We start from the raw sequence: 23,015 nt of genomic DNA on the forward strand, positions 1-23,015 counted from the left end.
GTGTAGGCGACTGAAGGGCGCCTTCGGTCGGAAATATGAGATCGACCGAAGGTGACCTTCGGTCGGATTCGACGTGTGGTCTGCGGGTTAGGTCGGGCGGTAAGTCGAGACCAGGACTGAGGCGGTGACCTCGGTTACTTCGTGTAGGCCCGCGATGCGCGCGTCCTCGGTGGCCGCGTGGTGGGCGGAAGGCCCCATACCGACGACATTCGCCACGTCGGCCCTCGTGAGTTTCATCGGGTATTCGACCAGGATGCGATCGACGGCGGCGAAGTGGCCGGACATGGCCGTGTCGAGCCTGCGATCCTTGTCCGGGTCGACGGTCACCATGCCGAGTGGTCCGACCAATTCGCGCAGGTGCCGTTCGGTGGGGGTGGCGACGACGAATCGGCCGTCCTCGGTGAGCACCCGGGCGACCTCGGCCGGATTGCGCGGTGCGAACACCGAAAGCACGGCGCGCAGGGTGCCGTCGCGGGCGGGCAGCCCGCGCCAGGCGTCGGCTAGTACCGACGCGGCCCGTGGGTGCGCGCGGGCGCAGCGTTTGGCGGCCGGTTTGGCCACGTCCAGCGCGATGCCGCGGGTCGACGGTGCGGCGTCGAGCGCACCGGCCAGGTAGTAGCCGGTGCCCGCGCCCACCTCCAGCACTGTGCCGGACGCATGCGTGTCCGGCCCGACTGCCTCCGCTACCGCGGCGGCGATCGGTGCGAAATGTCCCCCACCTTGAAAGGTGGCACGCGCGTCCAGCATGGCCGCGGTGTCACCGGTCATTTTGGTCGACGCGCCGGTCAGCAGGCTGACATAGCCCTGCTTGGCGATGTCGAAACTGTGCCCGTGCCCGCAGCGCAGTACCCGATCACACGGCTCGAGTCCGAGCGCGCATTCCGGGCAAGCCAGCAGACCGGCCACAGCGGCCAGCGCTGAGGTATCAGCTGGTGACACTCTTCAGTTCGTCGCCGAGCGCCGCGGCCTCGTCCGGCGTGAGTTCGACGACCAAACGCCCGCCACCCTCGAGTGGAACCCGCATGACGATTCCACGCCCTTCCTTGGTTGCCTCGAGGGGACCGTCCCCGGTACGGGGCTTCATGGCCGCCATCCTCTGCTCCCTCCAGATCTGCGCGATATGCTGCGCACTTTCTTGGAACTCCAGTTGTCACCAACCAGCGAGCTCGCCGGCATTTGGCGAGCTACACCTGTCCCATTCTTCCCTATCGCGGATGTGGACGGATACCTGAGTTCAAAAAGTGACCGGTCGGACTGTGTCGGACACGTCACTACCGACCCAGCAATCGGCCAGGTGATCGTCTACCATCCCGGTCGCCTGCATCAACGCGTAGGCCGTGGTCGGCCCGACGAAACGGAACCCGCGCCGCTTCAATTCTTTTGCCAGAGCTACGGATTCGGGTGTAGTGGCGGGCACCTCGGACCCGGTTTTCGGGCGTGGCCGCGGGTCGGGTGCGAACGACCAGAGCAATGTGTCCAGTCCGATATCGAGTTCGCGCGCAACCCGGGCGTTGCCGATCGCCGCCTCGATCTTCAGCCGGTTGCGCACGATGCCCGTGTCGGCGAGCAGACGCGCCGTGTCGGCCTCGCCGAACTCGGCGACGCGGTCGATCGAGAACCCGGCGAACGCGGCCCGGAAGGCGGGCCGCTTGCGCAGGATGGTGATCCAGGACAGGCCCGACTGGAACGCCTCGAGACACAGTCGTTCGAAGAGGGCGTCGTCGCCGTGCAGCGGCTTTCCCCACTCGAAATCGTGATAGTCGCGGTACAACTGGCTTTCCAGCGGCCAGGGGCAGCGGATCCGGCCGTCGTCCTCGGCCGGGGGCATCGCGGCCGGGCTCATTTGGCCTCCGGCGCGACCGGTGCCTGCCACCGCGCGGCCTGCGCTTCGGCCAGTTGATGTTGTAGCTCGTCGATTCTGGCGGCGAGCCTGGCCAGCGACCAGTCCACCTCCGAGGCCTTGTAGCCGCGCACCACCTGCTGGAACCGCAGCGACCGGACATCGGCGCCGGAGATCCCCTCGGCGGGCAGCACGGTGGCCGTGGTCCCCTCCGGCAGCGGGCCCAGCTCCTCGGCCCGCCCGAATACCGCACTGGCGAGCAGGAACAGCACCGCGGCAACGAGACCGACGATCAGCACGTACAGAAGCAACGTGAGCATGCCCCCGAGCTTATTGCCACCCACCGACAGCGAGCGAACAACGCCCACGCGGAAATCGGTCGTCTAGCTCTGTCACCCGTGGCGGGTCGTGTCGATATTCAGCGACATACCTGCCAGCCCGCGGCGGCGGACGGCCAGCTTGTCGGCGATGTCGAGCAGCGCCTTGGCGGCCGGGGTCTCGGGGGAGCGCAGCACGATCGGCGTGCCGTCGTCGCCCGCTTCCCGCACGGCCTGCTCGATCGGGATCTGCCCGAGCAGCGGCACGTCGGCACCGACGGCGCGGGTGAGACGGTCGGCGACCACCTGCCCGCCGCCTGCGCCGTAGAGCTCCATCCGGCTGCCGTCGGGCAGGTCCAGCCAGGACATGTTCTCCACCACGCCGGCGATCCGCTGCCTGGTCTGCAGCGCGATGGCGCCCGCCCGCTCGGCCACCTCGGCGGCGGCGATCTGCGGGGTGGTGACGACGAGGATCTCGGCGCCGGGGATGAGCTGGGCGATCGAGATGGCGATGTCGCCGGTGCCCGGCGGCAGGTCGAGCAGCAGCACGTCCAGGTCGCCCCAGAACACGTCGGCGAGGAACTGCTGCAGCGCGCGGTGCAGCATCGGGCCGCGCCACACCACCGGCGTATTGCCCTGGGTGAACTGCGCGATGGAGATCATCTTCACGCCGTGCGCCTGCGGCGGCATGATCATCTTCTCGACCTGGGTGGGCCGGGCGTCGGTGCCGAGCATGCGGGGGATCGAGTGGCCGTAGATGTCGGCGTCCAGGATGCCGACGGAGAGCCCGCGCGCGGCCATGGCGGCGGCGAGATTGACGGTGACGCTGGACTTTCCGACGCCGCCCTTGCCGGAGGCGACCGCGTACACGCGGGTCAGCGAGCCGGGCTGGGCGAACGGGATGACCGGGTCGGCGGAGTCGCCGCGCAGCTGCTTGCGCAGGTTGGTGCGCTGCTCGTCGTTCATCACGTCGAGGTCGACGGTGACCGCGCCGACGCCGGACACGTCGGCGACGGCCTTGGTGACGCGCTGGATGATCTCGGTGCGCAGCGGGCAGCCCGCCGTGGTCAGGTAGACCTCGATGTGGACATTGCTGTCCGCATTGATCGCAATGCTCTTCACCATGCCCAGTTCGGTGATCGGCTTGCGGATCTCCGGATCGTCGACCTTGGCGAGAGCGCCCCGCACATCCGATTCCGTAACTACTGGCATGGCAGGAATTTTAGGCGTGTCAAATTCTGGGCAGGTCCCCGGCCCGTGGTGCGACACCATTGGCGTAGGAGGTTTCCCACGCCATGACATTGGCGACGTAGGCCATCGAGTTGTTGTAGCGCAGGATCGCCTTGGATTGCTGGGCCAGGTCGCGCATGTTCAAACCGCCGTCGCACAGGTACTTTCCGGCGGTCAGTGCCGCGTCGAAGAGGTTCTGTGGATCGGCGATGCCGTCACCGTTGCCGTCGGCGGCGTAGCGCTTCCAGGTCTGCGGCAGGAACTGCATCGGGCCGATCGCGCGGTCGTAACCGGCCAGGCCGTCCAGCTCGCCGCCGTCGGTGTCGTGAACGACGTTGTTGCCGTACAGGCTTCCGTCGAGCACCGGGCCGTAGACCTTGGTGAGCGGGTTACCGTCGGCGTCGGCCTTGCCGTACGCGTGCGTCGATTCGACGCGGCCGATCCCGGCGAGCATCGACCACGGCATGGCGCAGGTCGGGTTCTCCTCGGCGAGGATGCGTTCGGCGTTCTGATAGGCCGCGACCGCGATGCCCGGGATACCCGCCGGCCCGGCGGGTAGCGACGCGAGCTGCCGACCATCAGCCAGCGCAACGCTTTTCACCACCGGCGGACCGCTCGGCTTGGCCATCTTGTTGGCCACGAATTCGGTCGTCGCGCCCGGGTCGGTCATCAGTGCTGCGGGTTTGGCGCCCAGCTCGTCCTGATCGTCCCCCGGCAGGTGCTGTGCCACCGCGGTCGCGGTGGTCGCTTGTCCCACATTGGACGCGGCGGTGCACGCCATCAGTCCAGCGGGAACCAATCCGGTCAATGCAATAACCGAGCTGCGCTTAACGGTGACAGCTGGTTGTTTTCGGTGACGCCCCACTGTGCAGTGACCCTCCAACGGCTCGATGTGAGCCCTTCGTGATCTGACGAAGAGGAGACTACCGCATCCGAGACCTTTTTGTTACTACTTCGTGACCTGCTTCGAGTGTGGCGTCAGCCCTGGGGGGCGGGCGGCAGCGGGATCACGATGCCGAAGGGCAACGTGATGCCCGGCTGCTGGGTCGGTGCCGCGTCTACCGTCGGTGCCGTTGGATCGACCGTCACGGTGGGTGCGGCCTCCGGTGTCGATTCCGGCGTCTGTACGGCCTGCTGGCCGGGCGCGGGGGCCGGTGCCGGGGCATGCTGCTGGGCGGCGTCCGGCGGCGTGCAGACCGGCGCCACGGGCGGCTCCGGGTGCGCCGGATCCTTCGGCGCGGCCACGCCTGCCCCGAAGGTCTGTGCGGGCGCGCCGGGCACGATGGCAGGCTCGGCCTGCTCGCCGGGCTGCGGCATCGGGGCCGGAATCACCGCGGGCTCACAGGGATTGAGCGGCTTCGGCGGCGGCGGGCAGAAGATGCCACAGGGGATCGGCGGCAGACCGGGGATGTTGATCATCACCTGGGTCGGCGTCGGCGCCGTGGTGGTCTGCGGCGCCGTGGGGGCCGTCGTGGTCGGCGTGTTGTTGGTGTAGGTGACCGCCGTCATGTCCGGGATCTGGGCGGGTGCGGTGCCCGGCGGGATCAGATCGGGGGAGATGGTCACCTGGGTCGGCGCGCCGCCGGTGCGGTAGGCCGCCGCCCAGCTGAGCACGTTGGCCGCGTAGGCCGCCGAGTTGTTGTAGCGCAGCACCGCCTGGAGTTCCTGGCCCTGATCGCGCAGGTTCAGTCCGCCCGAGCACAGGTACTTGCCCGCGGCGAGCGCGGCGTCGAAGACATTGTTCGGATCGGCGACACCGTCGCCGTTACCGTCGGCGGCGTAGTGGGCCCAGGTGCCGGGCAGGAACTGCATCGGCCCGACCGCGCGGACGTAACCGCCGCTGGCCTCTTTGATGATCTCGTTACCGGGCAGCGTGCCGTCCAGCGCGGGGCCGTAGATCGGCGTGACCGTGGTGCCCGCGGCGTCGGTGCGTCCGCCGCCCGCGTGGCCCGATTCGATCCGGCCGATGCCGGCCAGCAGACTCCAGGACAACCCGCACTCGGGCGTGGAGGACTCCAGCGCGAGTTCGGCGTTGCGGTACGCGGCGAGCACGATTTCCGGGATACCGAGCGCACCACCGACAAGCGGCAGCGAGATCTCCTGCAGCGGCACTCGCCCGGCGAACGGCGCCGAGCCGTCCGACGGAGTCATTGCCCGAAGTTTGCGGGGCGACTCCTGGGTGACCGGAAGGAGTCCAACTGTCTTAGACAGTCCGGTCTCGCTCGACCTGCCGGACGCGTCCGCGGATCCGGCCGGATTCGTCGAGGCGGCCAGCAAAGCCTCAGGTGCGGTGGGCGCGCCGGCCGGGGAAGAGGGATCAGAGGCTGAGCCAGAGGCGACAAGACCGGCTACGACCAGGGCCGAGACGGTTATCGGAGTAGATATACGCATTCAGCCACACCAATCCTCTACGTCGTGTGAGCGGCTATCTGGGACATCCCCTTCCCGGCACCGCTCGGGACAACGCTGTCCAGGTTACCCACCAGTCAGGTAGTTGTTCGGTATTTCCGGTCAATCGTCAGCTACAGGCGGTGAAACCGGGGCTGGAGCCTGCTTTCGGCCGGAACTCTTCTTGCGTTGCGGCTTGTTGTTGCCCGCACCCTCGATCCGATCGAGTATCTCCTTCATCTCCTCCAATTCCCTGCGCAAATAGTCGCGAGTCGCGACTTCGCCGACCGCGATCCGCAACGCTGCGAGTTCGCGGGCGAGGAACTCGGTATCCGCCTTGGTCTGGGCGGCCCGCATCCGGTCCTCCTCCAGCGAGACCCGGTCGCGGTTGTCCTGCCGGTTCTGCGCGAGCAGGATCAACGGTGCGGCATAGGCGGCCTGGGTAGAGAACGCCAGATTCAACAGAATGAACGGATATGGATCCCAGCGCAACGCGATGACGCCCACATTTAACGTGATCCAAACGATCACGATGAACGTCTGAATGGCCAGGTAGCGGCCGGTACCGAGGAATCTGGCGACCCGCTCGCTGCTGCGCGCGAGCGCGTCCGCGTCCCAATCGATGCGGAACCGCGACTCGACCGGCGTCTCCAGCCGCTGCCGCGCGCCGCCGACCTTGTCACTCATGTCCAGCTATCCCTTCGTGTAGCTCTTCCTGGTCGCGCCAGTCATCGGGTAGCAAATGGTCGAGCACGTCGTCGACGCTGACCGCGCCGAGCAGGTGGTTCTCCTCGTCCACCACCGGTCCGCAGACCAGGTTGTAGGTCGCGAAGTAGCGGGTCACCGCGGCCAGCGGGACGTCTGCCCGCAACGGAGCCAGCCCCGCGTCGAGGATGCCGCCGACCAGATGGGCGGGCGGCTCGCGCAGCAGCCGCTGGATGTGCACCGACCCGAGATACCGGCCGGTGGGGGTCGAAGTCGGCGGCCGGACCACGAACACCATCGAGGCCAGCGCCGGCGTCAGATCGGGGTTGCGCACCCGGGCCAGCGCCTCGGCGACCGTGGTGGACGGCGTGAGGATCACCGGCTTGGGCGTCATCAGGCCGCCCGCGCTGTACGGGGAATGTGCGAGCAGCCTGCGAACCGGTTCGGACTCCTCCGGGTCCATCAGGGCGAGCAGCGATTCGGCCTCGCTGATCGGCAGCTCGCCGAGCAGGTCGGCGGCGTCGTCGGGATCCATCGCCTCGAGCACGTCGGCGGCGCGGCGGACCTCCAGATGGCCGAGCAGATCGACCTGCTCGTCGTCGGGCAGCTCCTGCACCACGTCGGCGAGCCGTTCGTCGTCGAGCGCGACCGCCACCTCGAGGCGGCGTTTCTCCGGCAGCTCGCGCAGCAGATGCGCGACGTCGGCGGGTCGCAACCCCTCGAACTGCTCGAGCAGCTGGGTGACCTCTTGGCCCGGCTGGTCGATGTCCTTCGGGGTCAGTCCTGAGACATCGATCCAATCCACTACGTGCACGGTGCGCCGACGCCCGATCCGGCGATGCCCGCGCACCGCGACCCTGGTTACCCGCCAATCCCTGGTCCGGGTCTGTTCCATGCCGAGATCGACGACGATGACATCCACGTCGGCGAGGTCCGGCAGATCCGGATCCTCCACGCGCACCGAGGAATCCACGATCTGCGCCAGCGCGAGCATCTCGCCGGGCCGTTGGTGGAAGCGGCGCAGGCTGACCGTCCCGGTGTTCAGTGTCACCACGCCGGGCTCGATCGCGGTGACCCGCAGGATCGGCACGAAAATGCGCCGCCGCGTGGGTAATTCGACGACGAGGCCGTGAATGCGGGGCTGTTGCCGGTCGTACCGGATGGCCACGACGACATCGCGGACCCGGCCGATAGACTCGCCGTCCGGTCCCAACACCACCAGGCCGGCCAGCCTGGCGACGTACACCCTGGTAGCTGCCATGCTTGCCAGGCTAGAGGTTCGGGAGCGGGTGTCAGTACCACGCCACGATCGACGGGAGTGATCTTGAAGCCGCGCCGTTCGGTGCTCGCCTGTCCGGGCAGCAGCAAGAAGATGATCGAAAAGGCCAAGGGCCTGCCCGTCGACGAGGTGTTTCTCGATCTGGAGGACGCCGTCGCACCGCCCGCCAAGGCCGAGGCGCGGGCGAATATCGTGGCGGCGCTCAACGATTCCGACTGGGGATCACAATTGCGAGTGGTCCGCGTCAACGACTGGACCACGCAGTGGACCTACACGGACGTGATCACCATCGTCGAGGGCGCGGGCACGGCGCTGGACGCCATCCTGCTGCCGAAGGTGACCGACGCCGGTCAGGTGCGCGCGCTGGATCTGCTGCTCACCCAGTTGGAGAAGGCGACCGGGCTCGAGGTCGGCCGGATCGGCATCGAGCCGCAGATCGAAAACGCGTTGGGATTGCGCAATATCGACGAGATCGCCACCGCGAGCCCGCGCGTGCAGGCGCTGGTGTTCGGCCCGGCCGACTTCATGGCCAGCATCAACATGCGCACCCTGGTGGTCGGCGAACAGCCGGAGGGCTACGACACCGGTGATGCCTATCACCACATCCTGATGACGATCCTGCTCACCGCCCGCGCACACGGCCTGCAGGCGATCGACGGCCCGTACCTGCAGATTCGGGACGTGGACGGCTTCCGGCGGGCCGCTGGGCGCACCGCCGCGCTCGGCTTCGACGGCAAGTGGGTGCTGCATCCCGGCCAGATCGAGGCGGCCAACGAGATCTTCAGCCCGCGTCAGTCCGACTACGATCGCGCCGAGTTGATCCTCGACGCATACGCCTTCCACACCTCGGCCGAGGGCGGCGCGCGCGGCGCGGTAATGCTGGGCGACGAAATGATCGATGAGGCCAGTGCGAAAATGGCCCAGGTGATCGCGGATAAGGGCCGAGCGGCGGCAATGCTGCGATCTCCCATGACGGGCACCACGCGTTTCACACCCCCGGAAAACCGGTAGAAATAGCAGAATAGAGACATGACGAATCCCTTGGGGAACTCGAATCGCGCACGGCAGGGCCTGCCGACGCCGCCGTCCGGCTGGCCGGTCGGCTCCTATCCGACCTACGCCGAGGCGCAGAAGGCCGTCGACTACCTGGCCGACGGGCAGTTCCCGGTGCAGGACGTGACGATCGTCGGCGTCGACCTCATGCAGGTCGAGCGGGTCCTCTACCGGCTGACGTGGGGCAAGGTCATCGGTGGCGGTGTGGTGAGCGGAGCCTGGTTGGGCCTGTTCCTCGGTCTGCTGTTGAGCCTGTTCACCACCAGCGGCGCGCTCGGCCCGCTGCTGGTCGGTCTGGTCGGCGGCATCATCTTCGGCGTCATCTCCACCTCGATCCCGTACGCGGCGACCAAGGGGCAGCGCGACTTCGCGTCCACCATGCAGCTGGTGGCCGGGCGCTATGACGTGCTGTGCGACCCGAAGTCCGCGGAACAGGCGCGGGACATGCTTGCGCGGCTGGCTATCTGACGCATGGAGGTGGTGTCGACGGTCCGCACCGGTGTGCTCGACCATTTCGGTGTGCCTGCGACCGGCGTCGATTCGGCGTCGGTGACGTTCCTCGGGTTGGAGCCGATCGAGATCCTGCGGATCGTCGACGGCGAGCTCGTGCATTACGCGACGGTGGGTGGTTCCCGGCATCCGATGGGCGATCCCACTGCGCTGCTTGCCGATCCGGTGCAGGGACCGAGGGCCGAGCTGGTGCTCACGCTGCGCGGCACGGCGGGCGCGAGCTCGGGCCTGGCCAAGACGCTCGGCGTGCTCGCCGCCGCGCCCGCGGTGGAAGGTGTTGTGCTGCAAGCGGATGCGCTGATGGACCTGGGCGAGCCGATGTGGCACGGTGCGCCGTTCTCCGCGGTGCTGCTGGGGGACAGTGGGATTCCCGAGGTCGTGCTGCCCGCGCCCGCCGAGCCGGTTCGCTACTTCGCGGTGACGCCGGTGACCGCCACCGAGGCGGCGTGGGTGCGGGTGCGCGGGGCGCAGGCGTTGCGGGATGCCTGGGCCGAGGCGGGAATCGACGTGCGTGACCCCGAAAGAGGCGCCGCCAGCCTGTAATTCGGGCTAGAGCCAGTTGTTGCGATGGAAGTTGGCGTACAGCACCGCGCAGATGCCGAGGGTAACGGCGATCACCAGCCAAAAGCCCCAGGTCGCTTCCAATCCCGGCATGTGCGTGAAGTTCATGCCGTAAATGCCCGCGATCATCGTCGGCACCGCGGCGATCGCGACCCAGGCCGAGATCTTGCGCATGTCGGTGTTCTGCTGCACGCCGACCTTGGCCAGCGCGGCGCTGATCAGCGCGCTCAGCGCCTCGTCGAAGTCGCTGATGCGGTCGGCGACACCGGCGTGGTGGTCGGCCACATCGCGCATGTATCGCCGAATCTCCTTGGGCAGCGGGATATCCGGCTTGTGCCCGAGCAGCTGCAGCGGGATCGCGAGTGGGTTCACCGCCCGGCGCAGTTCGACGACTTCCCGCTTGAGCTGGTAGATCGACTCGATCGCGACCTGGCTGCGCGGGGTGAAGACCTCTTCCTCCATCGCATCGATATCGAGCTCGACCGACTGGGTCACTTCGATATACGAATCCACCACGTGGTCGGCGATCGCGTGCAACACCGCGCCGGGGCCGAACATCAGCTTCGCCGGATCGGCCTCCAGTTCCTTACGGAGCGAGGCGAGTTCGGAGTGTTCGCCGTGGCGCACGGACACCACGAAGTCCGGCGCGGCGAAGACCATGATCTCGCCGGTCTCCACGATCTCGCTGATGCTGTGCAACTCGTGCTCGACGTAGGCGACCGTGCGCATCACCAGCACCAGTGTGTCGTCGTAGCGTTCCAGCTTGGGGCGTTGATGTTTGGTGACGGCGTCCTCGGCCGCGAGCGCGTGCAGGCCGAATGTCTCGGCGATATCGGCCATCTGGGCCTCGTCCGGATCGTGCAGGCCGACCCAGACGAATCCGGTGCCGCGATTGTTGACCTCGGCCATCGCATCCTTGTGGGTGAACCGGCCAGGCAGTCGCCGTCCTTCGACATAGACACCGCAGTCGACAATCGCCCGCGCGGTCGGGATCGGAATCCGCGGCAGAACGCGGACCGGGCGGTTCGAACCGCGGAACGACGGTAGCGGCGGAATAGACGGCACATCGCGATGCTACGTCGCCTGCGGCGTGCGGTTCCTGGCATGCGCACTGTAAGACTGAGGGCGTGCGCATCGACCTCCACACCCATTCGACCGCGTCCGACGGCACCGACTCCCCAGCGGAATTGGTACGGAACGCGGCCGCCGCCGGCTTGGACGTCGTGGCGATCACCGACCACGACACGACGGCGGGCTGGACCGAGGCGGTCGACGCGCTGCCGAAGGGATTGACGCTGGTCCGCGGCATGGAGATGTCGTGCATCGGCCTCGGCGAGGACGGCTGGCCGGTGCCGGTACATCTGCTGGCCTATCTGTTCGACCCGACCGATCGCAGTTTCGCCGACGAACGCGAGCGGCTGCGCGGCGAGCGGGTCGAGCGGGTGCGCGCGATGGCCGATCGGATGGTGGCCGACGGATTACCGATCGATCCCGATGCGGTGCTCGCCTCGGCGGGCCCGTCCGCGGGTCGTCCGCACTTGGCCAGGGCGCTGGTCGCGGCGGGTGTGGTGCCGAGCGTCGATGCCGCGTTCGAGGAATTGCTCGCGCCGCACGGCCCGTACTACGCGGAGAAGGCCGACACGCCGTTGCGGCGTGCGGTCGAGATGATCGCCACTGCGGGCGGGGTGAGCGTGATCGCGCACGCGCGGGCCCGCAAGCGGGGCAGGCTGCTCGCGCTGGACGACATCCGCGAGCTGGCCACGCTCGGGCTCGGCGGACTCGAGCTCGACCATCCGGACCACTCCGCGCCGGATCGTGCGGTACTCGCCGACCTGGCCGCCGAGCTCGGCCTGCTCACCACCGGCTCGTCGGACTATCACGGCAGCAACAAGACCATCCACCTCGGTCAGTTCACCACCGACCCCGCGCAATTCGAGGTGCTGGCCGGTAAGGCGACCGGCGTGCCGGTGATCGCCTCGTGAAAGTGGTTCGCGGGGTGAGCGGGGCGGTCGCCGCGGGAACCGTGGCGCTGATGCTTGTCGTCATCGGCACCGCGGTGGTCGCGGCCCGGCGGGACTTCCCCGGTCCGGGCAGTGAATCGGTGACGTGGCATGTAGTGTCCGCAGTGATTGCCGTTGCGGCACAGATTTATTCGGATAAGCGTCGGGGTTTAGCCGCCTTTTCCGGATCTGTGGTTGTTTTTGTTGCCGCTGGATTATTGCTGTGGACCCAGTGGTGGAGCTGATCAACGCCCGCTCGCTGACAACGGATCGAATACGGCAGCGATAAATATTCCGTTAATGGTTGCGGTTCCGTGAATTGTGGCCGAACATTTCTCTTTGTGGCGGAACTCGAGACGGACGTACTGGTTTTGGGCGGCGGGCCCGCCGGAACCTGGGCCGCCGTATCCGCCGCCGCCACCGGCGCCAGGGTCGTGCTCGCCGACAAGGCCAGATGCGGCACCAGCGGCCCGACGGCCCACGGCGCCACCTCCCTGTGGAACATCCCGCCCGGACCGGCCAGGGACGAGGCAGTGCACCGTGGCTACGCACACGGCGGCGGACTCGGCGACCCGGACTGGATGCATCGAGTGCTGGAGGAGACACACCTGCGCGTCGAACAGCTGGCCCGCTGGGGTTATCGATTCCCCGGCGCGGGGCCCGGCTCCTCGCTGCGGGTGTATTTGGACGGTGCCAGCTACCTGCGCCGGATGCGGCGCAGCGTGCTCAATGCGGGCGTGCACATCCTCGATCACCATCCCGCACTGCAACTGCTCGTCGATCGCGACGGCAAGGTCGCCGGGGCGACCGGGGTGCAGCAGCACAATCAGTTCCAGGCGTGGACCGTGCGGGCGGGTGCCGTGGTGGTGGCCACCGGCGGCTGCGCGTTCCTGTCCGGCGGGGCGGGCACCGACGTGGACACCGGCGACGGACTGCTCTTCGCCGCGGAGGCCGGTGCCCAGCTATCTGGCATGGAGTTCTCCAGCGCGTACGGCCTGACACCCGTGGTGAACGTGCCGCGACCAGCTGCGCCGGTGAATTCCGCGCTCGGCCTCGGGCTGCACTTCGCCACCCTCTACGACGAGTCGGGCACGGTCCTGGAAGGCCATCGGGCCGCGGCCTTCGCCGCGATCGCCGACGGTCGCCGGGTGTTCGCGGCACTCGACGACGTACCCGCCACGATGCGCGGCTGGCTGTCCGAGCAGGGGCTGATCGACCGCACCGGACGGGTGCCGCTGCGGGCCGTGCTGGAGGGCACCGTGCGCGGCACCGGCGGCCTGCGCCTCGCGGGCCCGGACTGCGCGACCACGGTCGGCGGGCTGTTCGGCGCGGGCGACGTGACCACCAGGGAGCCGATCACCGGCGCGGTCAGCGGTTTCGGCGGTCAGGGTGGCGCGTGGGCCATCGCGTCCGGCGTGTGGGCGGGCACCGGCGCGGCCAGGTATGCGCGCTCGGCCGACCGGCGCAGCCCGGTGCGTGAGGTGGCCGGTGCCGGACTCAGCGCGGTGGCGCGGATCGATCCGCGCGCGGTGGTCGGACTGGTGCAGGAACACACGCTGCCGTTGCGGCGCAGCTATTGGCGCAGCGCGGGCAGCCTGGTCGACAGCATCGGCGAGCTCGACTCGATGTGGCCCGGTGCTGAATTCGACCTGGGCGGTACCGGTTTGGATCGGTTGCGGGCCAGGCAGGCGGCGGCATTGCTCGCGGTGGCGCGGTGGACCAAGTACAGCGCGCTGGCGCGGACCGAGAGCCGCGGCATGCATCGGCGCACCGATCATCCAGGGGCCGAGGCGGACTGGCGGGTGCGGCTGATGTCAGGGGGGCTGGACAACGTGTGGGTACGGCCGGACGCGCGGGAAATGGCGGCGCTGGACGCCGGTGTCATCGGTGCCACGGAGATCGTGGTGGCGCCCGTCCGCGAGCCGTTCCCGCGCGGCAGGCGCGAGGCTCTCGTGCTCGATGCCCGCGGCCCCGCGGTCGCGCACACCAGGGAGGCGGGCGTGCTGAGCGCGCGCTCGGCGGCGATCCCGGACGCGCCGGAGATCCTGCCCGAAGACGAGGACGGGACCGCCCCGCACCTCACACCCGCAGGCCCGATCGCGTTGTGACAGCTCACCGCCGGGCCGCGCCCGCGCGAGTTTTCCCTTACCACCTGGTAATTCCGCCGCAGTAGGCTGGACACCGGCGCGCGACACAGCGGGAACCCGACCGGTTTGGCAAGTCGCGGACTGTGCTGGCAGAATGTGTCGGATTCCTTTACCTAAGCCACCGCCGGGTTCTGGAGTTACGGAGATCTCCGCCTCGCGACGCACCGTCGCGACCCGAGGATCACGCCGCATGTTCTGTCCGGACCTACCCGTCCGGCTCCCGCTCCGCGGATCAGTGCCGCGCCACGTCAGCGAAATCGGCTACGGGTTTTCGTGACCCGCCGTAACAGCGAAACGTACCGGTCAGCGCACTCGATGAGCGTAATGAAAACACTTATACCTATATACCCGGCGGTAACCGTCCCCCGGTTTGTCCGGCCCGAGCAGGAGTGAAATCGTGTCACCTGTGACTGACGCACCGAATGCCACTGCAAGTCTTTCCGAAATCACCCACGACGAGATTTTCGCGGGACATCTCGGAGGCAAGCTCTCGGTAGAACTCAGCTCGCCGCTGGAGACCCAGCGCGACCTGTCGATCGCCTACACCCCGGGCGTCGCTCAGGTGAGCCGGGCGATCGCGCAGGACGTCGAGCTCTGCAAGCGCTACACCTGGACCGACCGCCTCGTCGTCGTGGTCAGCGACGGCACCGCGGTGCTCGGCCTCGGTGATATCGGCCCGCGCGCCTCGCTGCCCGTGATGGAGGGCAAGGCGGCGCTGTTCAAGAAGTTCGCCGGACTCAACTCGATCCCGATTGTGCTGGACACCAAGGACGTCGACGAGATCGTCGAGACGGTCATCCGGCTGCGCCCCAGCTTCGGCGCGGTGAACCTGGAGGACATCTCGGCGCCGCGCTGCTTCGAGGTGGAGAAGCGACTCATCGAGGCGCTCGACTGCCCGGTCATGCACGACGACCAGCACGGCACCGCCATCGTGGTGCTCGCCGCCCTCAACGGCGCGGCCAGGGTGCAGGGTCGCGCCACCGACCACATGAAGGTCGTGGTGTCCGGTGCGGGCGCGGCCGGTGTCGCGTGCGCGAATATCCTGCTGGCCGCGGGTGTTCGGGACGTCACCGTGCTCGACTCGAAGGGCATCATCAGCCGCGAGCGCGGCGACCTCAACGACGTGAAGGCCGAGCTGGCCACCCGGACCAACCCGCGCGGGCTGGTCGGCGGCGCCGCCGAGGCCCTCAACGGTGCCGATGTCTTCCTCGGCCTGTCCGCAGGCCTGATCGCCGAGGAGCTCATCGCCTCGATGGCGCCGGAGTCGATCGTGTTCGCGATGTCCAACCCGGACCCGGAGATTCACCCCGAGGTCGCGCGCAAGTACGCCGCGATCGTCGCCACCGGCCGCAGCGACTTCCCGAACCAGATCAACAACGTGCTCGCCTTCCCCGGCGTGTTCAAGGGCGCGCTCGACGCGGGCGCCCGGCGCATCACCGAGGGCATGAAGATCGCCGCCGCCGACGCGATCCTCAGCGTCGTCGCCGACGAGCTCGGCCCGGAGAAGATCGTGCCCAGCCCGCTGGATCCGCGGGTCGCCCCGGCGGTCGCCGAGGCCGTCGCGGCCGCGGCGCGCGCCGAAGGCGTTGCGTAGTAAGTCAGTTCAGTCGCTGGAAGGCGCCTTGTCCCGCTCGGGACGGGGCGCCTTTCGCGTTGGCGTGTGCTTCCGGAGCGACAGATGGATCCAGATGTTCATGGCGATCATCGCGCACAGCGCGAAGATCAACGCCGCCGCGAACACGGGATTCTTGTTCGAGTAGGTCGTCCAGGCGAACAGCAATATCGCCACGAGCGCCACGTAACCGCCGATGAACCTGATACTCACGGGTCAGACGTTAGCCAGGTCCGGTGCCGAGCGTGCGATGTTCAGAGCGAGTGGTCGTCCAGCCAGACGCGCGCCACCTCGGCGGGCTTCGCGTGGTCGTCCCGGACATCGCGGATCATCTTGGCGAGATCGTCGGTGGTGAGTTCGCCCGCAACGTAATTCAGCTTCTTGATCTGGCGTTCGTCGAGCTTGCCCTTGCGGAACAGGGGCACTACGTTCTCGGTGCGCACCGCGTACTTGTCGTCGGACAGGATCGTCAGACCGTCGGTCGACCCGGGCACGACGGCGGGCGGGCCGGTCAGCAGACCGGCGTGAACCTGCCCGTCCAGCAGGGCTTTTCGTAGTGCGGCGGCGTCGGGAAACGGCACTGTCGCGGCGAAGTGGCAGTCCGCCACCTGCTCTGACGCGGGCGGCAGGGCGATCAGGTCCGGCACCGACGCGACGCCGACCGTGAGCGTGCCGCAGCGTGGCGTGAGATCGCCGATGGTGCGCACGTTGTCGTGCGTCGCGGCCTCGGCACTGAGCAACACCCGCGGTCGCATATCGGTGCCGTCGGCGGCATCGGTGACCACCAGACCCTCGGGCAGCGACTTGCTCAGTGCGGTGGGCACCTTGTCGAGGTCGGGCGCGCGGTCGGTGGCGGCGGGGTCGAGGAAGCCCAGCAGCGCGCCGTTGTGCTCACCGATCAGGTCGATCCGGCCCGCGTCCAGCGCCGCGAGATAGTCGGTGCGACTGCCTGAATGCGGCTCGACCGAGGTGCGCGTACCGATCCGGGCCAGTGCGCCCGCATATATTTCGGCGAGCACGGTCGACTCGACCGAATCACCCGCACCGACCGTAATGCGCGCGCCCTGATCACTGTTACCGCAGGATACGGCCAGTGTGGCGGTCGCGACGACCAGTACTCGAGCCAGCATCCGCAGCGACGCGGGCAACACCATCCGGCGACACCAACTCTCCGAGAGACCGACAGAGCTAACACGAACACCCTGAAGCGGGCAGTATGGACACCCAGAATGTACCGGTGGCTGTGTTGCCCCGGGACCTCGCACTGCCCGTCAGGCCGGAAGGACTCCAGTGAAAACCTCGATCACCCCCCATGCGGCGCGGCATGGCCGGTCGGCGCTGCGCCTCACGCTGCGCGCCACCCGGTTCATCGCCGCCGCCGCGGCGTTGGCCGTCGCCATGATCCTGTCCGCGTGCGGCGGCAACTCCGACCCACTGGCCAGCAAGGGCGACTGCGGCGGTGACGGGCTCATCGTCGGCTCGGCGAACTTCCCGGAGTCCGAGACGGTGGCCGAGGTGTACGCGGAGGTGTTGCGCGTCAACGGATTCAAGGTCGACACCAAGCTGAACATCGGCAGTCGCGAAGCGTACGTTCCGGCCGTGCGGCAGTGCGCCATCTCGGTGATTCCCGACTACAACGGCAACCTGCTGCAGTACCTGGACAAGACCGCGACCGCGACCAGCGCGGCCGAGGTGAACACCGCGCTCACCAAGGCCCTCGGCTCGGATCTGGCCATCGGCACCCCGGCTCCCGGCGAGGATTCCGACGCGGTCGTGGTCACCAAGGCCACCGCCGAGCGCTGGAACCTGCACTCCATCGCCGACCTGGCCGCGCACGCCGCCGAGGTGAAATTCGGTGCGCCCGCGGAATTCCAGGAGCGCGCGGGCGGTCTGCCCGGCCTGAAGAAGAACTACAACCTCGACATCGCCGCGAACAACTTCGTGCCGATCGCCGACGGCGGCGGGCCCGCCACCGTGCGCGCGCTGGTCGAAGGCCAGGTGACCGCCGCCGATATCTTCACCACCTCGCCCGCCATCACGCAGAACAACCTTGTGGTGCTGGAGGATCCGAAGCACAACTTCCCCGCGCAGAACGTGGTTCCGCTGTTCAACACGGCCAAGAAGACGGACAAGGCGCTGGCCGCGCTGAACGCCGCCTCGGCCAAGCTGACCACCGCGGAGCTGATCAAACTGAACGAGGCCGTGTCCGGTGCCAGCAAGACCGAGCCCAAGGCCGCCGCGGCGGCCTGGGTAACCGCGCAGGGACTGAACACGCCGACCGGCTAGGGGAAAACCGTTGTCCGATATCGAATTCCGCGGTATCAGTAAGACCTACCCGGACGGCACCCGCGCCGTCACCGACCTAGATCTGCGCATCGAATCCGGTTCGTTCACCGTGTTCGTCGGCCCGTCCGGCTGCGGCAAGACCACCTCGATGCGGATGATCAATCGAATGATCACGCCCAGCTCCGGCACGATCACCATTGCCGGACAGGACATTTCGAAGGTCGACCCGGTAAAGCTGCGGCTCGGTATCGGCTACGTGATCCAGAGCGGCGGACTGCTGCCGCACCGCACGGTCGTCGACAATGTGGCGACCGTGCCGGTGCTGCGCGGTGATTCGCGCAAGGCCGCCCGTGCGGCCGCGCTGGAGGTGCTCGACCGGGTCGGGCTGGACCGGGCGCTGGCGAGTCGGTATCCGGCGCAGCTCTCCGGCGGGCAGCAGCAGCGCGTCGGGGTGGCCAGAGCGCTGGCCGCCGACCCGCCGGTGCTGCTGATGGACGAGCCGTTCAGCGCGGTCGACCCGGTGGTGCGGGCCGAGCTGCAGAGCGAAATGCAAAGGCTGCAAGCCGAATTGCAGAAGACCATCGTGTTCGTCACGCACGACATCGATGAGGCGATCACCCTCGGCGATCGGGTCGCGGTGTTCGGGCGCGGCGGGGTGCTGCAGCAGTTCGACGCGCCGGATCATGTGCTGGCCCAACCGGCCACCGATTTCGTCGCCGATTTCGTCGGGCGTGATCGCGGCTATCGCGGGCTGTCCTTTCGCTCCGCGAAAGATGTTCCGCTGCACGAGATTCGGACGTCCACGGCCGAGGCGGTAGCGGCGCTGCGGTTGGACCGCGGCGACTGGGTGCTGATCGTCGACGCGGACGGTAAACCGCACGGCTGGATCGACGTGACCGGCGTGGAGGCGGTGCGCGGCGGGCGATCGCTGGCCGACAGCACCGCCGCGGGTGGCTCGCTGTTCACGCCGACCGGTGACCTGCGGCAGGCGCTGGATGCCGCGATCTCCTCACCCTCCGGAACCGGTGTCGCCGTGGATGATTCGGGTGCGGTGCGCGGCGGCGTGCTGGCCACCGAGATCCTACAGCAGCTCGCCGACCAGCGGGCCGTCGAAGACGCCGAGCGCAACCGGCACTTCTTCGAACAGGAAGTGAGCGGCGGGGGACCGACGTGAGGTACCTGATCGACAATTTCGCCGAGATCATGGGATTCACCAAAACCCACCTGTACCTGGCGCTGGTGCCGCTGGCGCTCGGGCTGATCATCGCGATTCCGGTGGGCGCGTTGGTGCGTCGTGTGTCCTGGCTGCGCCGGGTGACGGTGACCACGGCGAGCCTGGCGTACACGATTCCGTCGCTGGCGCTGTTCGTGATCATCCCGCCGCTGGCCGGGATCTCCACCATCGATCCGTTGAACGTGATCATCGCGCTGACGCTGTATTCGACCGCGCTGCTGGTGATCGCGGTGCCCGCAGCGCTGGATTCGGTGTCAGCCGAGGTGATCGACGCCGCCGACGCGGTCGGGTTCAGCTCGCTGCGGCGCACGCTCACCGTCGACATGCCCCTGGCCATCCCGGTTTTCGTGTCCAGCCTGCGGGTGGTGGTGGTGACCAACATCGCGATGGTGTCGGTCGGCGCCTTGATCGGCGTCGGCGGGGTCGGCAAGCTGTTCACTCAGGGGTATCAGCGTGACTATCCCGATGAGATCGTCGCGGGCATCATCGTGATCCTCGCGCTAGCTTTGATTTTCGACCGTCTCGTCTACCTGCTCGGCCGCTGGTCGACGCCGTGGGTGCGGGCCGACGCCAGGTCCGCGAAGGCGAAAGGCGGTGCCGCATGAACCTTTTCATCGACGCCTGGCACTACCTCACCGACGGCGCGAACTGGAGCGGGCCCGCGGGCATCGAACACCGTATCGCCGAACATCTTTGGTACAGCTTTCTCACCATCGTCATTTCCGCCGCGATCGCGCTGCCGCTCGGTCTGGTGATCGGCCACACCAAGCACGGTGCCGCCCTGCTCGTCGGTTTCGCCAACGCCATGCGCGCGCTGCCGACGCTCGGCCTGCTCACCTTCCTGGTGCTCGGCCTCGGTCTCGGGCTGATCCCGCCGCTGCTCGCCCTTGTGACAGTGGGCATTCCGCCACTGCTGGCCGGTGCCTACGCCGGAATCGCCAATGTGCCAGCCGATGTCGTCGACGCCTCGCGGGCCATGGGCATGACCGAGACGCAGATCCTGTTCCGCGTCGAGGTGCCCAACGCGCTGCCCATCCTGCTCACCGGGCTGCGCGGCGCCACCCTGCAGGTGGTCGCCACCGCGACCATCGCGGCCTACGTCAACCTCGGCGGGCTCGGTCGCTACATCTTCGACGGCATCAGCCTCTACCGGTACGACCGCGTCCTCGTCGGTGCGCTGCTGGTCGCCGTCCTGGCCATGGTCCTCGACGGTCTGCTGGCGTTCACGGTCTGGGCGAGCGCTCCCGGCACCGGGCGGCTGCGGCGCACCAATGCCGTGCCGGTGGCCCCTGACCTCAGCGTGCAGTCTGCCAACTGAGCTGCCGCGTAGCTCACTGAAGTCCGGCCTCGACTCATGTCGGGGCCGGTTTTTTGTGCTCGCGATCACCATTCTGCTCGATCGTCCGGTATTGCGGCCTGATTGTTCCGCGCCGTATATTCCACGTGGAATATTAAGCATGGAGCATGTCGGAGGCCGGGGCTAGCGTTCGCCTCGCGGATCGATGGCTCCCGGCTCGCGCCACGACCGCGCGCGAGCGATCAGCAGGAGGTGACGGAAAATGGCGCAGCAAGCGCGTCCGGCGGTGACGCCCATGGCGATCGCTGTGCTCGCGCTGCTCGAGGAGCAGCCCATGCATCCGTACGAGATGTATCAATTGCTGATCGCGCGCCGCGAAGACGCGTTGATCAAGGTGCGCCCCGGCTCGCTGTATCACACGGTGGCGCGGCTGGCCGAGCAGCAATTCGTGCGGGCCGAAGGGGTCGACCGGGAGGGAAACCGGCCCGAGCGCACCACCTACCGGATCACCGAGGCCGGTCGCGCCACGCTGCGCAACCGGATCACCGAGATCCTGCGGTATCCCGCGCCGGAGTACCCGGTGTTCCCGGTCGCGTTGGCCGAGTCGCACAACCTGCCCAAAGATGATGTGATCGCGTTGCTGAGGGAGCGGGTCGCGCATCTGGAAGTCGAGCTCGCCGAAGTCGCGATGCTGATCGACTGGGCGGGCGAGCGCAAGGTGCCCCGTCGCTACATCATCGTGCTCCCGTATCTGCACGCCATGATCGGCGCCGAGATCGCCTGGGTGAACAGCTTTCTCGCCGAATTGGCGACCGGCGACCTGGAATGGGACGACTTCGATCCGGAAACCGGCGCACGAGCCGAAAAGCACCAGCACCACCCGTGGCAGCGCGACAACCCGGACGAGCCGCCACCGACGCCGCACACGAGACGGTTGGCGTACCACCATCCCGATGCCAGGCACACCCCCGTCGTTGTTCCCCCGCTGTCGGGAACATCCGAGATAGGAACACCGAATCCATGACCACTCAACGCAATCCGTGGCTGGCGCTCACCGCACTGGTCTTCGGCTTCTTCATGATCCTGCTGGACATGACGATCGTCGCGGTCGCCAACCCGGCCATCATGACCGACCTGCACGCCGACATCTCCAAGGTGATCTGGGTGACCAGCGCCTACCTGCTCGCCTACGCGGTGCCGCTGCTGGTCACCGGCCGGCTCGGTGATCGCTTCGGCCCCAAGAACATCTATCTCATCGGCCTGGCCGTGTTCACCGCGGCGTCACTGTGGTGCGGTCTGTCCGGCACCATCGGCATGCTGATCGCCGCGCGCGCCGCGCAGGGCATCGGCGCCGCGCTGATGACGCCGCAGACCATGGCGGTGATCACCCGCACCTTCCCGCCGGACAAGCGCGGCGCGGCCATGGGCCTGTGGGGTGCGGTGGCCGGGCTCGCCACGCTGGTCGGGCCGATCCTCGGTGGTGTGCTGGTCGACGGACTGAGCTGGAAGTGGATCTTCTTCGTCAACGTCCCGATCGGCATCGTCGCCTTCGCGCTCGCCGTGTGGCTGGTGCCCGCGCTGCCGACCAATCGGCACAAGTTCGATATCCCCGGCGTGCTGCTCAGCGGCGTCGGCATGTTCCTGGTGGTCTTCGGAATTCAGGAAGGCAACACTGAGGACTGGTCACTGAAGATCTGGCTGGTGATCGGTGCCGGTGTGCTCGTGCTCGCCGCGTTCGCGGTGAACCAGGCGCGCAATACCGGCGAGCCGCTGCTGCCGCTGAACCTGTTCAAGGACCGCAACTTCGCGCTGTCCAACACCGCCATCGCCGCGATGGGTGCCACGGTCACCGCGTTCATGGTGCCGTCGTACTTCTACCTGCAGGCGGTGCGGGAGATGTCGCCGACCAAGTCGGCCCTGGTGTTCGCGCCGATGGCCATCGGCACGCTGATTTTCGCGCCGTTCGTCGGCAAGTTCTCCGACCGCTTGCACCCGAGGATCCTGCCGACCATCGGCTTCGCACTGTTCGCGGTGTCGGCGTTCTGGTTCTCCGCGCTGATGACACCGGACTCGTCGATCGGGTGGTTCCTGGTCTCGGCGGCGCTGGCCGGCCTCGCGAACGCCTTCATCTGGGGTCCGCTCGCGACGACCGCCACCCACAACCTGCCGATCCAGCAGGCGGGCGCGGGCGCGGGTGTCTACAACACCACCCGGCAGATCGGTTCGGTCCTCGGCAGCGCGGCGATCAGCGCCCTGATCGCGGCCCGGATGTCCGCCAACGGCCTCGGCGGCGGCAAGGTCGCCGAAGGTGGTGTGGGCCAAGGCCCCATCCCCGAAGTCGTCAAGGACGCCTTCAGCACCGCCCTCAGCCAGTCCACCCTGCTCCCCGCAGGCATCCTGCTCATCGGCGTCCTCGCTGCCGCCCTCTTCGTCAACCACGGCAAATCCGCCAAGGCCGGACCGAAGGACAAGCTCGCCAAGGAGGAGTCGCTCGTCGGCTGATCAACGAAACCCGCTGCGCCCCACGGACTTTTGTCCGCGGGGCGCAGTGCTGAG

At 68.0% G+C, this 23,015-nt stretch carries 25 protein-coding genes; 13 read left to right on the forward strand and 12 right to left on the reverse strand.

Going from position 1 to position 23,015, the window contains the following annotated elements:
• Positions 1-87 precede the first annotated feature (87 nt).
• From ACIBK2_RS35775 to ACIBK2_RS35815, 9 genes are all read right to left on the reverse strand, one after another.
• Entirely contained in the window at positions 88-939 is an 852-nt protein-coding gene (locus ACIBK2_RS35775) for a putative RNA methyltransferase (RefSeq protein WP_396973996.1), read from the reverse strand.
• The gene (locus tag ACIBK2_RS35780) at positions 926-1,093 is read right to left on the reverse strand and encodes a DUF3117 domain-containing protein (RefSeq protein WP_011211259.1); all 168 of its coding nucleotides are present in this window, start codon (positions 1,091-1,093) and stop codon (positions 926-928) included. The genes ACIBK2_RS35775 and ACIBK2_RS35780 overlap by 14 nt, the downstream gene beginning before the upstream one ends.
• A 141-nt stretch (positions 1,094-1,234) precedes the next feature.
• Entirely contained in the window at positions 1,235-1,843 is a 609-nt protein-coding gene (locus ACIBK2_RS35785) for a DNA-3-methyladenine glycosylase I (RefSeq protein ID WP_396973998.1), read from the reverse strand.
• Positions 1,840-2,160 carry a DivIVA domain-containing protein gene (locus tag ACIBK2_RS35790; protein WP_357381023.1) on the reverse strand — a complete coding sequence of 107 codons (321 nt, stop codon included), beginning with the start codon at positions 2,158-2,160 and terminating at the stop codon, positions 1,840-1,842. Before ACIBK2_RS35790 ends, ACIBK2_RS35785 begins: the two co-directional genes overlap by 4 nt.
• Before the next feature lie 72 nt (positions 2,161-2,232).
• On the reverse strand, positions 2,233-3,369 hold the full coding sequence (locus tag ACIBK2_RS35795; RefSeq protein ID WP_396974000.1) for an Mrp/NBP35 family ATP-binding protein: 1,137 nt from the start codon (positions 3,367-3,369) through the stop codon (positions 2,233-2,235).
• Positions 3,370-3,388: 19 nt separating this feature from the next.
• On the reverse strand, positions 3,389-4,252 hold the full coding sequence (locus tag ACIBK2_RS35800) for a lytic transglycosylase domain-containing protein (protein ID WP_396974002.1): 864 nt from the start codon (positions 4,250-4,252) through the stop codon (positions 3,389-3,391).
• A gap of 113 nt (positions 4,253-4,365) precedes the next feature.
• Positions 4,366-5,538 (reverse strand): lytic murein transglycosylase, encoded by a 1,173-nt coding sequence (locus ACIBK2_RS35805; protein ID WP_396974004.1) that lies wholly within the window; start codon positions 5,536-5,538, stop codon positions 4,366-4,368.
• A 360-nt stretch (positions 5,539-5,898) separates the two neighbouring features.
• Entirely contained in the window at positions 5,899-6,462 is a 564-nt protein-coding gene (locus tag ACIBK2_RS35810; RefSeq protein ID WP_396974006.1) for a DUF1003 domain-containing protein, read from the reverse strand.
• Complete coding sequence (locus ACIBK2_RS35815; protein ID WP_396974008.1) at positions 6,455-7,741, reverse strand: magnesium transporter MgtE N-terminal domain-containing protein; 1,287 nt, start codon at positions 7,739-7,741, stop codon at positions 6,455-6,457. The genes ACIBK2_RS35810 and ACIBK2_RS35815 overlap by 8 nt, the downstream gene beginning before the upstream one ends.
• Before the next feature lie 57 nt (positions 7,742-7,798).
• On the opposite strand from ACIBK2_RS35815, the gene ACIBK2_RS35820 reads away from it, so the two are divergent.
• Genes ACIBK2_RS35820 through ACIBK2_RS35830 form a run of 3 tightly spaced genes read left to right on the forward strand, consistent with a single transcriptional unit; the run spans position 7,799 to position 9,865 of the window.
• Complete coding sequence (locus ACIBK2_RS35820) at positions 7,799-8,770, forward strand: HpcH/HpaI aldolase/citrate lyase family protein (protein ID WP_396974010.1); 972 nt, start codon at positions 7,799-7,801, stop codon at positions 8,768-8,770.
• A gap of 18 nt (positions 8,771-8,788) precedes the next feature.
• Positions 8,789-9,280: a general stress protein gene (locus ACIBK2_RS35825; RefSeq protein ID WP_396974012.1), complete on the forward strand. Its 492-nt coding sequence runs from the start codon at positions 8,789-8,791 to the stop codon at positions 9,278-9,280.
• Positions 9,281-9,283: 3 nt separating this feature from the next.
• Positions 9,284-9,865, forward strand: coding sequence for a suppressor of fused domain protein (locus ACIBK2_RS35830; protein WP_396974013.1), 582 nt, complete (start codon positions 9,284-9,286; stop codon positions 9,863-9,865).
• Between the two features lie 6 nt (positions 9,866-9,871).
• Here ACIBK2_RS35830 and ACIBK2_RS35835 read toward each other — a convergent pair whose 3' ends face one another.
• Complete coding sequence (locus ACIBK2_RS35835) at positions 9,872-10,948, reverse strand: magnesium and cobalt transport protein CorA (protein WP_396974015.1); 1,077 nt, start codon at positions 10,946-10,948, stop codon at positions 9,872-9,874.
• 62 nt (positions 10,949-11,010) lie between these two features.
• Between ACIBK2_RS35835 and ACIBK2_RS35840 the strand changes: the two genes are divergently transcribed.
• The 4 genes from ACIBK2_RS35840 to ACIBK2_RS35855 all read left to right on the forward strand — a co-directional run bounded on the left by ACIBK2_RS35840 (position 11,011) and on the right by ACIBK2_RS35855 (position 15,624).
• Positions 11,011-11,865 carry a PHP domain-containing protein gene (locus tag ACIBK2_RS35840; protein WP_396974017.1) on the forward strand — a complete coding sequence of 285 codons (855 nt, stop codon included), beginning with the start codon at positions 11,011-11,013 and terminating at the stop codon, positions 11,863-11,865.
• A 14-nt stretch (positions 11,866-11,879) separates the two neighbouring features.
• Positions 11,880-12,128: a hypothetical protein gene (locus ACIBK2_RS35845; protein ID WP_396974019.1), complete on the forward strand. Its 249-nt coding sequence runs from the start codon at positions 11,880-11,882 to the stop codon at positions 12,126-12,128.
• 96 nt (positions 12,129-12,224) lie between these two features.
• Complete coding sequence (locus tag ACIBK2_RS35850) at positions 12,225-13,991, forward strand: FAD-binding protein (protein ID WP_396974021.1); 1,767 nt, start codon at positions 12,225-12,227, stop codon at positions 13,989-13,991.
• Positions 13,992-14,427: 436 nt separating this feature from the next.
• Entirely contained in the window at positions 14,428-15,624 is a 1,197-nt protein-coding gene (locus tag ACIBK2_RS35855) for an NADP-dependent malic enzyme (RefSeq protein ID WP_396974023.1), read from the forward strand.
• A gap of 9 nt (positions 15,625-15,633) precedes the next feature.
• On the opposite strand, the gene ACIBK2_RS35860 is transcribed toward ACIBK2_RS35855, so the two are convergent.
• Both ACIBK2_RS35860 and ACIBK2_RS35865 read right to left on the reverse strand, forming a co-directional pair.
• Positions 15,634-15,855 (reverse strand): hypothetical protein, encoded by a 222-nt coding sequence (locus tag ACIBK2_RS35860; protein WP_396974025.1) that lies wholly within the window; start codon positions 15,853-15,855, stop codon positions 15,634-15,636.
• Between the two features lie 41 nt (positions 15,856-15,896).
• A complete protein-coding gene (locus ACIBK2_RS35865; RefSeq protein WP_396974027.1) occupies positions 15,897-16,796 on the reverse strand; it encodes an ABC transporter substrate-binding protein in 900 nt (299 codons plus the stop codon).
• 136 nt (positions 16,797-16,932) lie between these two features.
• Between ACIBK2_RS35865 and ACIBK2_RS35870 the strand changes: the two genes are divergently transcribed.
• From ACIBK2_RS35870 to ACIBK2_RS35895, 6 genes are all read left to right on the forward strand, one after another.
• Positions 16,933-17,928 carry an ABC transporter substrate-binding protein gene (locus ACIBK2_RS35870; protein ID WP_396974029.1) on the forward strand — a complete coding sequence of 332 codons (996 nt, stop codon included), beginning with the start codon at positions 16,933-16,935 and terminating at the stop codon, positions 17,926-17,928.
• A gap of 10 nt (positions 17,929-17,938) precedes the next feature.
• Positions 17,939-19,102: an ABC transporter ATP-binding protein gene (locus tag ACIBK2_RS35875; RefSeq protein WP_396974031.1), complete on the forward strand. Its 1,164-nt coding sequence runs from the start codon at positions 17,939-17,941 to the stop codon at positions 19,100-19,102.
• Positions 19,099-19,767, forward strand: a complete 669-nt coding sequence (locus tag ACIBK2_RS35880; RefSeq protein ID WP_396974033.1) for an ABC transporter permease — start codon at positions 19,099-19,101, stop codon at positions 19,765-19,767. Before ACIBK2_RS35875 ends, ACIBK2_RS35880 begins: the two co-directional genes overlap by 4 nt.
• Positions 19,764-20,480 carry an ABC transporter permease gene (locus ACIBK2_RS35885; protein WP_396974035.1) on the forward strand — a complete coding sequence of 239 codons (717 nt, stop codon included), beginning with the start codon at positions 19,764-19,766 and terminating at the stop codon, positions 20,478-20,480. The genes ACIBK2_RS35880 and ACIBK2_RS35885 overlap by 4 nt, the downstream gene beginning before the upstream one ends.
• 241 nt (positions 20,481-20,721) lie before the next feature.
• Positions 20,722-21,483 (forward strand): PadR family transcriptional regulator, encoded by a 762-nt coding sequence (locus ACIBK2_RS35890; protein ID WP_396974037.1) that lies wholly within the window; start codon positions 20,722-20,724, stop codon positions 21,481-21,483.
• On the forward strand, positions 21,480-22,961 hold the full coding sequence (locus tag ACIBK2_RS35895) for an MFS transporter (RefSeq protein ID WP_396974039.1): 1,482 nt from the start codon (positions 21,480-21,482) through the stop codon (positions 22,959-22,961). The genes ACIBK2_RS35890 and ACIBK2_RS35895 overlap by 4 nt, the downstream gene beginning before the upstream one ends.
• Positions 22,962-23,015: the final 54 nt, after the last annotated feature.

The organism is Nocardia sp. NPDC050175 (assembly GCF_044459885.1).
Lineage (GTDB): Bacteria > Actinomycetota > Actinomycetes > Mycobacteriales > Mycobacteriaceae > Nocardia.

Excerpts from the sequence above, each read along its gene's own strand:
- ACIBK2_RS35780 (WP_011211259.1), bottom strand. The coding sequence starts at position 1,093 with ATGGCGGCCATGAAGCCCCGTACCGGGGACGGTCCCCTCGAGGCAACC.
- ACIBK2_RS35785 (WP_396973998.1), bottom strand. The coding sequence starts at position 1,843 with ATGAGCCCGGCCGCGATGCCCCCGGCCGAGGACGACGGCCGGATCCGC.
- ACIBK2_RS35790 (WP_357381023.1), bottom strand. The coding sequence starts at position 2,160 with ATGCTCACGTTGCTTCTGTACGTGCTGATCGTCGGTCTCGTTGCCGCG.
- ACIBK2_RS35795 (WP_396974000.1), bottom strand. The coding sequence starts at position 3,369 with ATGCCAGTAGTTACGGAATCGGATGTGCGGGGCGCTCTCGCCAAGGTC.
- ACIBK2_RS35805 (WP_396974004.1), bottom strand. The coding sequence starts at position 5,538 with ATGACTCCGTCGGACGGCTCGGCGCCGTTCGCCGGGCGAGTGCCGCTG.
- ACIBK2_RS35810 (WP_396974006.1), bottom strand. The coding sequence starts at position 6,462 with ATGAGTGACAAGGTCGGCGGCGCGCGGCAGCGGCTGGAGACGCCGGTC.
- ACIBK2_RS35815 (WP_396974008.1), bottom strand. The coding sequence starts at position 7,741 with ATGGCAGCTACCAGGGTGTACGTCGCCAGGCTGGCCGGCCTGGTGGTG.
- ACIBK2_RS35825 (WP_396974012.1), top strand. The coding sequence starts at position 8,789 with ATGACGAATCCCTTGGGGAACTCGAATCGCGCACGGCAGGGCCTGCCG.
- ACIBK2_RS35830 (WP_396974013.1), top strand. The coding sequence starts at position 9,284 with ATGGAGGTGGTGTCGACGGTCCGCACCGGTGTGCTCGACCATTTCGGT.
- ACIBK2_RS35865 (WP_396974027.1), bottom strand. The coding sequence starts at position 16,796 with ATGGTGTTGCCCGCGTCGCTGCGGATGCTGGCTCGAGTACTGGTCGTC.
- ACIBK2_RS35885 (WP_396974035.1), top strand. The coding sequence starts at position 19,764 with ATGAACCTTTTCATCGACGCCTGGCACTACCTCACCGACGGCGCGAAC.
- ACIBK2_RS35890 (WP_396974037.1), top strand. The coding sequence starts at position 20,722 with ATGGCGCAGCAAGCGCGTCCGGCGGTGACGCCCATGGCGATCGCTGTG.
- ACIBK2_RS35895 (WP_396974039.1), top strand. The coding sequence starts at position 21,480 with ATGACCACTCAACGCAATCCGTGGCTGGCGCTCACCGCACTGGTCTTC.